Raw genomic sequence first — 11,861 nt, forward strand, 5'->3', positions numbered from 1 at the left:
TCAGCCGCCGTACACGTCCTCCACGTAGCGCCCTTCGGCGATGAGGCCCTGCAACCAGGAGTCGGCGGTTTCCGCGTCGCTACCGGGGATTCGCTCGCGGTACACCGCGCGGAACGCGTCGCGCACGCCCGGCGCCATGCGGTTGCCGTCGCCGCAGACGTAGACCTTCGCCCCGGCCTGCAACAGGTTCCAGACCTCGTCGGCTTCCGCCGCGATGCGGTGCTGCACGAACCGGTGCCCGCCGACCGGCGCTTCGCTGAACACCGGGCGGACGGCGACCGCACCGGCCGACTCGGCGGCGGCGAGTTCCGCCGCGTGGAGGTAGTCGGCATCCGCCGCGTCGCAGCCGAAGTAGCACAGCGCGGGGGCGAGCCGTGCGCCGCCTGCGACGAGGCCGCGCCGGTCCGCGATCGCGCCCCGGAACGGCGCCAGGCCGGTGCCCGCGGCGATCATGACCACCGGCACGTCCGTGCCGATGCGGAACGCTTCGCGGCACGGCTGGACGCGCGCCAGGACGGTGTCGCCCGGCCGCACCGCGTTCAAGTATCCCGAGCCGGTGCCCCGGAACTCCCCTCGCCCGGAGCGCGCCGGCCCCTGCAGGAGGGAGACCATCAGATCGGCGTGGCGCGGGTCGGCCGCCGGCGAGGAGGAGATCGAGTAGTGCCGTGGCCGCATCGGCGGCAGCAGGTCCAGGAGCACCGGCCAGGTGAGGACTTCCCGCAGCGCCGGGTGGTCCTCGATCACGTCCAGGAGCGTGCGCTGGTCCGCGGCGTCGTCGGCGAGCGCCCGGAGGGCGGCCTGCTCCGGCGGGCACGGGTTGAGGTCGGCGAGGACGCCGAGCTGTTCCGCGGTGGGGCGGTCCTGCAGTTCCACGTGCCGGGTCAGGAGATCGCGCACGGCGATCGGCCGGTCGATCGGCAGGGTGTCGCGGCCGGGGCGGCCCGGGGTGATGTTGAGGACCGCGTCCGGGTCGACGCCCAGCGCCTCGGCGGCGCGTGCGACCAGCGCCGGGTCGTTGGCCGGGAGAACCGTCAGGTGGTCGGCGGTCCGGTAGTCGCACCCCTCGGGCAGGGCCACCCGGACGAAGCGCTTGACCCGCGGGTACGCCGGATCGGTGAGGGTGCCGACCTCGGTCACCACCATCTCGGCCACGCCGTGCCGGGCGGCGAGCGCGTCGAGCGGACCGCCGGTGATTTCCGAGACCGCGTAACCGGTTTCGGCCTGCGGCGCCGCTCCGGCGGTCGCGGGATCACCGTGCCGTGCCAGCAGCGCGCTTCGCAGCGATGCGGTGAACGCCCGCACCGCGCCGGTCAGATCGCCCGCGGCGTCCGCCGCCGCGCGCTCCACGATGCGGAGGCCGCCGAGCTCCGTGAGCCGGGCATCGAAACGCGTCGGAACATGCTGGTAGGTGGCCGCCCAGTTGCGGTCGCCGACGCCCAGCACCGCGAAGGCCACGCCCTCGGCCGCGCCGGGTTCGGCCTCGTCCAGCCAGCGCGCGAACGACGCCGCGTCGTCGGTCGGGTGGCCGTTGTAGGAGGCGGCGACGATGACGACCGCCCGGTCGGTGGGCAGGCCGCCCGCGTAGGCGTCCAGCGGCGCGACCTCGACCTCGCAGCCGAGGTCGGCACCGGCGTCGGCGAGCCGGCCGGCGAAGTCGCGGCAGGTGCCGTAGTTCGAGCCGTGCAGGAGGAGCAGCTCGGTGCCTGGCAGCACGCGGCTGGGCAGCCCGGTGCCGGCCGCCGGTTCGTCGGCCGCTCCGGGAGTGCCGATTGGCAGCGCCGCGCGATTCGCCGCCCGGTCCGCGGCGGTGCGCGGCAGGAGGGTCAGCGTCAGCCCTTCCGGTTTGAGCGTCAGCGTTTCCTTCACGTCGAGCCGGTAGCCGGCATGATCGACCAGCCGGTACCGGTGCACCAGCATCGCGAGCAGCATGGTGGCCTCGTGCAGGGCGAACTGCCGCCCGATGCACGCGCGCTCGCCGGTGCCGAACGGCTTGAACGCGTGCGGCGACCGGGCCGCCTCGGCCTCGGGGGTGAACCGCGCCGGGTCGAAGAGCTCGGGGTTGTCGCCCCACACCGGGTCGCGGTGCAGCACCGGCGTCAGCACCGCCACGGGTTCCCCGGCGCGCAGCGGAATCCGCCCGCCCAGCAAGGTGTCCTCGCGCGCCACCCGCCCGAAGGACGGAGCCGACGGCCACAGCCGCAGCGCCTCGTTGAGCACCTGGCGGGTGGCGGTCAGGCGGCCGACGTCCTCGAACGTCGGGTCCGGTTCGGCGTCGCCCCACAGCTCGTCCACCTCGCGCTGCACCACGTGCAGTGCCGTCGGGTGCTTGGCGAGGAAGTGCAGCGCGAACGACAGCGTGCCGGAGGTCGTCTCGTGCCCGGCGATGAGGAAGGTGATGATCTGGTTGCGGATGTTGGCGAGGTCCAGCGTGGTGCCGTCGGCGGGATGCGCCGCGCCGAGCATGAGCCCCAGGAGGTCGTCGGCCGACGTTTCGCCCGCGGCCGTACGGGCGCCGATGACGTCGTCGACCACGGACGCCAGGTACGCGGCGTCGGCCCGGAACGCCGCGTCCCGCTCGGCGTGATCGGCGCCGGGCGGCGCGGCCAGCCGCGACATGCTCCAGTCGAGGCAGCGCACCATGGAGCCGACGAACGGGTGCGGCTCGTCGCGGTCGAACGAGCCGAAGTCGAAACCGAAGCCGGCCAGCCCCATGGGACAGGAGTGGCGGGGCGGACCGCCGGGGCGCGCGCACCGGGATGATGCGGTGGCGTGGCGCAACCGGGCGGTGATCCTGCTGGACCACCTGCCGATGCCGGTCGCGGTGTGCGACACCGGAGGCGCGATCCTGCTGGCCAATCCCCTGATGGCCGCGGAGTGGGGCGCGCTGCCCAGCCAGTTGCGCGGCCGCAACGCGCTCGACTTCTTCCGCCCGCGCTCCAGCGATCAGCTGCACCCGGTCGTCGAGGCGCTACGGCGGCGCCGCCGATCCCGCTACCCGGTCGAGGTGCGCTGGTCCGCGCCGGGCGGGTCGGAGCGGCACGGCGAGATGACCGTCGACGTGGTCAGCGAGGCCCCAGACGCCGAGACCGCGTTGCTGTTTTTACTGAACGTCCTCGGCGATGTCACCGAGCCCGCCGAACGACCCGACACCGCCCTGGTCAGCCCGGTGGAGGCGCGGATCCTGGCGCTCGCGGCCGGCGGAGTGACCACCGCGCAGATCGCCAAGTCGGTCGGCCTGACCGCGGACGGGGTCAACTACCACCTTCAGCGCATGTCGCGCCGCTGGCGCGTGCCGAACCGGACTGCACTGGTCGCCCGCGCCTACGTGCTGGGCGTGCTGAAACTCGCTGCCTGGCCGCCAGAACCCGCCTGACCATCCACTTCGGACACGAGCAGGTCCGGCGCCGTTTCGTCGTGAAGTGTTCACCGGTTCGGCACTGATCCGGTGCCGGACCCGCCCCTAGTGTCACGGTGCCCGCCGGCAGGTCCAGCAAGCGCGGGCGCCACTTCTCATCGGAGGAGCAAAGCCGTGGAACGTCGCACCTTCCTGCGTGCCGCCGTCGCCGGTGGCACCACCATCGCGTTCGGGTTCAGCGTGACGCGCGAGGCCATCGCCTACCCGGCGCAGACCGGTCCAAACCCCTACGGCCCCCTGCAGGCGGCCGATGCCAACGGCATCCAGCTGCCGGCGAACTTCACCAGCCGCGTGATCGCCCGATCCACCCAGAAGGTCGCCGGAACCGGCCACACCTGGCACGGCGCCCCGGACGGCGGCGCCTGCTTCGCCGACGGAGCCGGGTGGATCTACGTCTCGAACGCCGAACTCGGCTCCGGCGCGGGCGGGGTGAGCGCCGTGCGGTTCGACGGCAACGCGAACATCACCGCCGCGTACCCCATCCTGGCCGGCACGAGGCAGAACTGCTCCGGCGGCGCCACCCCGTGGAACACGTGGTTGTCGTGCGAGGAAACCGACCTCGGGTACGTCTTCGAGACCGACCCGTGGGGCGCGAAGCCCGCCGTCCGGCGGGACGCGATGGGTCGGTTCAAGCACGAGGCCGCGGCGGCCGACCCGGATCGCCGGGTCGTCTACCTGACCGAGGACGAACCCGACGGCAACTTCTACCGGTTCGTGCCCACCACCTGGGGCGACCTGTCCACGGGCACCCTGCAGGTGCTGGTCGACAACCGCGGCGCGCTGTCCTGGGTGGACGTTCCCGACCCGGACGGCAGCCCCACCCGCACCCGCAGGCAGGTCGCCGGGGCCAAGGTGTTCAACGGCGGCGAGGGCGCCTACTACCGCAACGGCACGTGCTTCTTCACCACCAAGGGCGACAACCGCGTGTGGGCCTACGACGCGGTCAACAACGCCCTGGCCATCGCCTACGACGACAACCTGACCGGCAACCCGCCGCTGACCGGCGTGGACAACATCACCGGCGCCCCGGCCGGCGACCTCTACGTCGCCGAGGACGGCGGCAACATGGAGATCTGCATCATCACCCCCGACGACGTCGTCGCCCCGTTCCTCCGGGTCAACGGGCAGTCCGCCTCTGAGCTGTGCGGGGTCGCGTTCAACCCCGCGGGCAACCGCCTGTACTTCTCCTCGCAGCGCGGCGCCTCGGGCTCCAACAGCGGCGGCATCACTTACGAGGTGACCGGCCCGTTCCGCGGCTGAGCGCTCGACTTCAGGCCCGCGATCCCCGCCGGGGCTCGCGGGCCTTCTAGTTCGCCGCCCCGTACCAGCCCACCGAGGTCTGATCCACCTTTTCCAGCAGTTCCAGCAGGGTTCGCCGCTGCTCCGCGGTGAGCGGGGCGAACAGTTCGCCGGCCGCGCGGGCGCGGAGCTCGGTCAACCGCTTGCACATCTTGCGGCCTTCCGGGGTCAGCTCCAGCAGGGTGGAGCGGCGGTTGCCGGGATCGACCTCGCGCCGCAGCAGGCCCGCCTCTTCGAGGGCGTCGACGATCGGCGTCACCGCCCGCGGCACCACGTGCAGCCGCTCGGCCAGCTCCGCCATGCGAGGCGGCGTCTCGCACCTGCCCAGCACGAACAACGCACGCGCTTGTGCGGGCGTCAGCCCGAGATCCCCGGCGCCGCGCCGCTGCAGGACGTGCGCGGACTTGGCGAGCCGCAGGAACAGCGCGCCGAGACGTTCTTCCTCACCACCGGCATCCACCCGCTCAGCTTAACAGAGTGACAGTAATAGTGAACCATGGTAAATATGAAGATGTCTCTGCATTCGATCGCACTGGAGCCGCCTATGTCATCGCCCGAGGAATCCACTCCCCCGCCCGCCCGGCTCCGCCGCATCGGCCGCCTCTTCCGCCCGCATCGAGGCACGCTGCTGGTCGTCGCGCTGCTGGTCGCCGCGTCGTCCCTGGTCTCCGTCGCGTCGCCGTTCCTGCTGCGCGAGGTCCTCGACGTCGCCATCCCGCAGCAACGGCTCGGCCTGCTGACCGCGCTGGTGCTCGGCATGATCGGCGTGGCCGTCGCGACCAGCGTGTTCAACGTCGCGCAGACGTACCTGTCCACCAAGGTCGGGCAGAACGTGATGCACGGTCTGCGCTCGGCGGTCTACGCCCGGCTGCAACGCATGTCGCTGGCGTTCTTCACCCGCACCCGGACCGGCGAGATCCAGTCCCGCATCGCCAACGACATCGGCGGCATGCAGGCCACCGTCACGTCCACCGCCACCTCACTGGTCTCCAACCTCACCACCGTGGTGGCCACCGTGGTCGCGATGGTCGCGCTGGACTGGCGGCTGACGATCGCGTCGGTGGCCCTGCTGCCGGTGTTCGTGTTGGTGAGCCGCCGGATCGGCCGGGAACGCAAGGAGATCACCGCGAAGCGGCAGCGCCAGTTGGCGTCGATGTCCGCCGGCGTGCAGGAATCCCTGTCCGTCAGCGGCATCCTGCTGGGCCGCACGATGGGCCGGGCGAGGTCGCTCACCGACGCCTTCGTCGACGAGTCCGCCGCGTTGGCCCGGCTCGAGGTCAGCTCCAGCATGGCCGGCCGGTGGCGGATGTCGAGCATCCAGATCGTGATGACCGCGCTGCCCGCGCTGATCTACTGGGCGGCCGGCGTCACCAGCACCTTCGGCGTCCCGCTGATCACCCTGGGCACCCTGGTCGCCTTCGTCACCTTGCAGCAGGCCCTGTTCCGGCCGACGCTGTCGCTGCTGTCCACCGGCGTGGACGTGCAGAGCTCGCTGGCGCTGTTCGGCCGCATCTTCGAATACCTCGACCTGCCGATCGACATCGACGAACCGGAGCGGCCGGAGCGGCCGTCGCGGATCGAGGGCGAGGTGCGGTTCGCGGACGTGTCGTTCGCCTACTCGCCCGAGGTCACCGACGGAACCCTCACCGGGATCGACGTGACCGTGCCCGCCGGCACCAGCCTCGCGGTGGTCGGCGAAACCGGGTCCGGGAAGACGACGCTCAGCTACCTGGTGCCGCGCCTCTACGACGTCACCGGCGGACAGGTGCGCATCGACGGCGTCGACGTGCGCGAGCTCGGCTTCGACACGCTCGCCGATGCGGTCGGCGTGGTCTCCCAGGAGCCCTACCTGCTGCACGCCTCGGTGGCCGAGAACCTGCGCTTCGCCAAGCCCGACGCCACCGACGAGGAACTGGTCGCGGCCGCGAAGGCGGCGCAGATCCACGATCACGTGGCGGCGCTGCCGGACGGCTACGAAACCTTGGTCGGCGAGCGCGGATACCGGTTCTCCGGCGGGGAGAAGCAGCGGCTCGCGATCGCCCGCACGATCCTGCGCGACCCGCCGATCCTGATCCTCGACGAGGCCACCAGTGCCTTGGACACCCAGACCGAACGCGCGGTGCAGCAGGCCCTCGACGCGCTGTCCTCGGGCCGGACCACGATCACGATCGCGCACCGGTTGTCGACCGTGCGCGACGCGGACCAGATCGTGGTGCTCGACGGCGGGCGGATCGCGGAGCGCGGCACGCACGACGAACTGCTGGCCGCCGAGGGCCGGTACGCGGCCCTGGTCCGACGCGACGACCAGCTCCCCTCCGCCGCGTGAGCTCCGGAATCGCGTGGGGCGTTCACCATCCATCCGGCTGGCCGTGAGCGCGGAACGGGATCGTGGTCCCGTTCCGCGCTCACGGCATTCGGCCCGCGGACCGTCAGGAGATGCCCTCCATCGGCAGCCGGAGCCCGAGGCGGCCGCCGATCTGCGCGTTCCGCGTCCGGACGGCCTCCAGCTCCGCCGGCGTCAGCGCGCGCCGGTAGACGCGCACCTCGTCAACGGCGCCGCGGAAGCGGTTGGCGCCGTCCACGCGCTGTCCGATGTGGATTCCATTGACCCCGAACTCCTTGCCCTCGGTGACAGAACCCGGCGGCAGGTCGGCAGATCCGACTTCCCGGCCGTCGATGCGCAGCACGAACCGGCCGTCTGCCCGCTGGAGCGCCGCGTGGTGCCACTGGTCGTCGTTGTACGCGCCGGCGGACTGCACGGTGATGTTGAAGCGGTCCACCATGATCAGCGCCAGGATCCGTTTCGAACCGGGTTCCGCGCGCAGCCACAGCTGCGGCGTGGTGCCGCTGCCGGTCCGGTAGGCCCACAGCAGCGCGTGCGAGCCGGTGGTGTCCGCGTAGCGGAACCACGTCGTCAGGGTGAAGTCGCCGCCGCCGAGGTCGATCGACTCGTCGAAGGGCACCTCGACGCGGTCGTCCGCGCCGTCCAGGGCCAACGCGTTCCCGAACCGCCCGGGCACCAGCGCCGCGCCGCCGCGGACGAAGGCGGGGTTGCCGCGGCCGGAGTCATCGGGCGTGGTCGGACCGGGTGCGGGCGGTCCCGGAACGCCCGGCGGTGTGCCGTTCGGCGTCGCCAGGTACGCCTCGTTGAAGCGCGCCCACCGGATCGACTCGTACGGCGTGGCGACGCCGGCTTCGTAGTACAGCCCGATCTCGTCGCCGTCGAGCTTCACCATGTCCGAGTACGCCGACGGCCCCCACCAGAAGACCTTGCCCTGCTCCCAGGGCTGCCAGCTCCTCCCCTCGTCGTAGGACGAACGCACCGACATCGCCTCGCGCGCCACCGGATGCGCCGGCGCGGACAGCAGGATCCGGTCCTCGGCGTCGCCCTGGTCCCGGGCGTGCAGGCGCAGCGTCGACGCCTGCACGTCGGGCATGGCCAGGTCGATGGCCCGGAACGGCTTGTCGAACGTCGCTCCCCCGTCGCTGCTGATCGCGGCCGACCGATGGCCCGGATCGGTGCCGCGATCCCTGGCCAGCGCGTAGATCCGCCCATCAGTGAGCTCGACGACGGTCACCTCCTGCGCGATGACCGTCCCGTCGTCGACGGCCGCGGACGCGCCGATGTTCCAGGTCTGGCCGCTGTCGTCGCTGTAGAGCAGGTGCGTGCCGTAGACGTGCGGGCCCACGCCGTCGTTGATCTCGTGGCTGGCGCCGACGACCAGTCGCCCCGCGTGCGGGCCGCGGGTGAGCTGGATGCCGTGCATCGGGCCGGTGGCGTACCAGAAGTTCCACTCCGGGCGCTTGCCCTCGGTCATCTCGCGCGGCGCCGACCACGTGGCCCCGTCGTCGTCGCTGACCTGGACGAACGGATCGCGATCGCAGCCGTTCGGGCAGGGATCGGGCCCGTTGTGGTTGCTGACCAGCACGACGCGGCCGGTGCGCTGGTCGACGATCGGCACCGGATTGCCGTGCGTCGACCCGTCGCCGTCGGAGACCACCTGCAGCGGACCCCAGGTGCGGCCACCGTCGGTGGAGCGCCGCAGCACGATGTCGATGTCGCCGTCGTCGCCGCAGTCCGCGACCCGGCCCTCGGCGAAGGCGAGGACGTCGCCGTTCCCGGCCCGGACGACGGCCGGGATGCGGAAGCACGCGTAACCGAAGTCCTGCTTCGCGAACAGGACCTGCTCGTCGACGAAAGGTGCTGCCTGGTCCGGTTCGGCGGCCGCGCCGGCCAGCGATCCCGGCAGCATCGCGACCGACAGCAGGGCGCTCAACGCCGCGGCTCTCCACCGCCGCCGCGGCGGCCCTCCAGGTGCTATGCGCATGTCATGCCCTTCCAGCAGAGCGTACGAGGGAGGACATACTACGTCCTACGTGGAACCTCCGGAAGACTCGGCGGAGGGCTCCGCGAAACCGGCCGGAAACCTCTCGATCAACTGTTCTTGACCGCCGAACGCAGCCGACCGTAGCCTGCACTCCCAGACTTGACGTAGGACGTCCCATGTCCCGTCGCTCAAACCCGCCAGGAGGCAACGTGAGCCCCCACGTTTCCCGTAACTTCGTCAGTCGCCGCGACTTTCTGCGCTACAGCGGGATCCTGAGCGCGGCGGCGGCCGTCTCCGCCACCGTCGGCGCCTGCGGCGGTCCCGCGTCGACCACCTCGACCGGCGGCGACGACAAGGGCCTGATCACCGCCGTGATCGGCTACGGCAACGACCAGACCTGGGACCCGACCATGACCGCGTCGGCGTTCGCGATGGCCGGCAACAACCACGTCTACGAAGGACTGATCGACACCGACCCGGTCACCCGCGACCCGTACCCCGCGCTGGCGGCGGCCGCGCCCGCCGACCCCAACGCCACCACCTGGCGCTTCGCACTGCGCCAAGGCGCGAAGTGGCACGACGGGCAGCCGGTCACCGCGGACGACGTGGTGTTCACCTTCGAGCGCGTCCTCAACCCGAGCACCCTGGCGTACTCGTTCTTCGCCGCGTGGCTGCAGGAGGTCCGCAAGGTCGACGACGGCACAGTGGAACTGGTGCTGAAGTTCCCGTTCCCGGATGGGATCCAGCGACTCACGATCGCGAAGATCATGCCGAAGCACGTCTACGGCGCCCCGGGCGGCTGGGATGCGGCCAAGAGCGGCAAGGCCATCGGCTCCGGCCCATACAAGCTGGTCGAGCACAACCCGAAGGCCAACACCAGGTTCGAGGCGTTCGCCGACTACAACGGCCCGCGCAAGCCCGCGGTGCAGAAGATGAACTGGCTGTCCATCGTGGACGCCTCCGCCCGGGTCGCGAAGATCTCCGGCGGCAGCGCCGAAGCGCAGGTCGCCGAGAACATCCCCTACGCCAACATCGACCAGCTGCGCCAGGGCGGGCTGCGGGTCGAAGGCGGCAAGGGCATGAACCACCTGTTCCTGATGTTCAACACCGGTCAGAAGCCGTTCGACGACAAGCGGGTCCGGCAGGCCCTGTTCCACGCCATCGACACCCGCAAGATGATCGACGTCGCGCTCAAGGGCCACGGCACCCCGGCCACCAGCTTCCTCAACGAGCAGAACCCGGGCTACGCCAAGGCGAAGACCGTCTACGACTACGACCCCGACCGGGCGCGGGCGCTGCTCGCCGAGGCCGGGGTGAGCGGGCTGACCATCACGCTGATGGCGGTGAACGTCAGCTGGCTCGCCGACTGCCTGCCCACCATCGCCAACTCCTGGGAGGCGATCGGCGTCAAGACCGAGCTGCAGCCGCAGGACACCAGCGCGCTGTTCACCAAGATGGACCAGTCGCAGTCCTACCAGGTCGTCGCGGCGGCGTCGAACCCGAACCAGTTCGGCCTCGACCCGGACCTGATCCTGCGCTACAACTACACGGCCGGCGGCACCTGGATGAAGTACACCAAGTGGGACTCCAGCCCCGAGGCCAAGGCGCTGTTCGCGGCGATGGACCAGGCGATCCGGGAACCCGACCCGGCCCGGCGGCAGCAACTCGTCCACGACTACCTCGACATGGTGGCCGACCAGGCGGTCCTCTACCCGGTGGTGCACAACGAGCTCGTGACGGCCTGGAACCCGCAGAAGCTCGAAGGCGTCCAGCCGCAGCCCTACCCCGGCATGAACCTGTTGCAAGCAAAGCGAATCTGAGCGGAGTTCCACGTGGTCGTGATCGCGAGGATGCTGCTGCGGCGCATCCTCATCCTGATCCCGCTGCTGCTGGGCGTGATCCTGTTCGTCTTCATCATCATGCGCTTCTCCAACAACAAGCCGGAGTACGCGTACTTCCAGGGCGCCAACCCGACGCCCGAGCAGATCCACCAGTTCCAGCTGGAGAACGGCCTGCTCGACCCGCTGCCCGTGCGCTACGTGCGGTTCGTCGCCGACCTGGCGCAGGGCGATATGGGCACCAGCGTGCTGACCAAGGCGCCGGTGCTCGAGCAGGTGGCCACCGCGCTGCCGCTGACGATGCAGCTGACGTTCCTGGGGCTGCTCATCGCGATCGTGCTGGCGCTGGTGTTCGGCGTCGTCGCCGCGCTGTTCCGGGACCGCTGGCCCGACCAGCTGATCCGGATCGTGTCGCTGGTCGGCGTCGCGGCCCCGGCTTTCTGGATCGCGCTGCTGTCGATCCAGTGGCTCGCCGTCGACCGCGGCTGGTTCCCGACCGGCGGCTACGTCAACCCGGGCGACTTCTTCACCGGCTGGCTGTTGTCCATGACGCTGCCGGCGATCTCGCTGTCGCTGCCGGTGGCCGCGCAGCTGACCCGGATCATCCGCACCGCCGTGGTGGAGGAGCTGGACAAGGACTACGTCCGCACCGCGATCGGCAACGGCCTGCCGCCGATCGTCGTGGTCGGCCGCAACGTCCTGCGCAACGCGCTGATCAACCCGCTGACCGTGCTCGGCCTGCGGGTCGGCTACCTGCTCGGCGGCGCGGTGGTCATCGAGACCATCTACTCGCTGCCCGGCATGGGCCAGCTGATGATCAACGCCGTGCTCAACGGCGATCCCGCCGTCGTGCAAGGCGCGGTGCTCACCATCGCGGTCGGCTTCGTCGTGGTGAACCTCGTCGTGGACGTGCTGTACCTGCTGGTCAACCCCCGACTCAGGAGCGCCGCGTGATGCGCACCGGACTTGCCAACCGACTCG

8 protein-coding genes are annotated in these 11,861 nt (G+C 71.1%); 5 read left to right on the top strand and 3 right to left on the bottom strand.

Translation table 11 applies throughout. From position 1 onward, the window contains the following. Nucleotides 1-2,712, bottom strand: coding sequence for a cytochrome P450 (locus tag BLW84_RS25950; protein ID WP_093270055.1), 2,712 nt, complete (start codon nt 2,710-2,712; stop codon nt 1-3). Nucleotides 2,713-2,764: 52 nt separating this feature from the next. Here BLW84_RS25950 and BLW84_RS25955 point away from each other — a divergent pair, with 52 nt between their 5' ends. Together BLW84_RS25955 and BLW84_RS25960 are read left to right on the top strand one after the other, a co-directional pair. After that, nucleotides 2,765-3,373, top strand: a complete 609-nt coding sequence (locus BLW84_RS25955) for a helix-turn-helix transcriptional regulator (protein WP_245761378.1) — start codon at nt 2,765-2,767, stop codon at nt 3,371-3,373. Nucleotides 3,374-3,529: 156 nt separating this feature from the next. Next, nucleotides 3,530-4,675 carry an alkaline phosphatase PhoX gene (locus BLW84_RS25960; RefSeq protein WP_093270059.1) on the top strand — a complete coding sequence of 382 codons (1,146 nt, stop codon included), beginning with the start codon at nt 3,530-3,532 and terminating at the stop codon, nt 4,673-4,675. A gap of 46 nt (nt 4,676-4,721) precedes the next feature. Here the strand turns inward: BLW84_RS25960 and BLW84_RS25965 are convergent, their stop codons facing one another. Continuing rightward, nucleotides 4,722-5,174 carry a MarR family winged helix-turn-helix transcriptional regulator gene (locus tag BLW84_RS25965; protein WP_093270062.1) on the bottom strand — a complete coding sequence of 151 codons (453 nt, stop codon included), beginning with the start codon at nt 5,172-5,174 and terminating at the stop codon, nt 4,722-4,724. Between the two features lie 84 nt (nt 5,175-5,258). On the opposite strand from BLW84_RS25965, the gene BLW84_RS25970 reads away from it, so the two are divergent. After that, on the top strand, nt 5,259-7,040 hold the full coding sequence (locus tag BLW84_RS25970; protein WP_093270065.1) for an ABC transporter ATP-binding protein: 1,782 nt from the start codon (nt 5,259-5,261) through the stop codon (nt 7,038-7,040). Nucleotides 7,041-7,143: 103 nt separating this feature from the next. On the opposite strand, the gene BLW84_RS25975 is transcribed toward BLW84_RS25970, so the two are convergent. Beyond that, nucleotides 7,144-8,991, bottom strand: coding sequence for a sialidase family protein (locus tag BLW84_RS25975; protein WP_245761379.1), 1,848 nt, complete (start codon nt 8,989-8,991; stop codon nt 7,144-7,146). Between the two features lie 260 nt (nt 8,992-9,251). Between BLW84_RS25975 and BLW84_RS25980 the strand changes: the two genes are divergently transcribed. Both BLW84_RS25980 and BLW84_RS25985 read left to right on the top strand, forming a co-directional pair. Further along, entirely contained in the window at nt 9,252-10,862 is a 1,611-nt protein-coding gene (locus BLW84_RS25980; RefSeq protein ID WP_245761380.1) for an ABC transporter substrate-binding protein, read from the top strand. Nucleotides 10,863-10,874: 12 nt separating this feature from the next. Then, nucleotides 10,875-11,834, top strand: coding sequence for an ABC transporter permease (locus BLW84_RS25985; RefSeq protein ID WP_093270071.1), 960 nt, complete (start codon nt 10,875-10,877; stop codon nt 11,832-11,834). The last annotated feature ends 27 nt before the right edge of the window (nt 11,835-11,861 follow it).

The sequence above is a fragment of the Saccharopolyspora shandongensis genome (assembly GCF_900106995.1).
Taxonomy (GTDB): domain Bacteria; phylum Actinomycetota; class Actinomycetes; order Mycobacteriales; family Pseudonocardiaceae; genus Saccharopolyspora; species Saccharopolyspora shandongensis.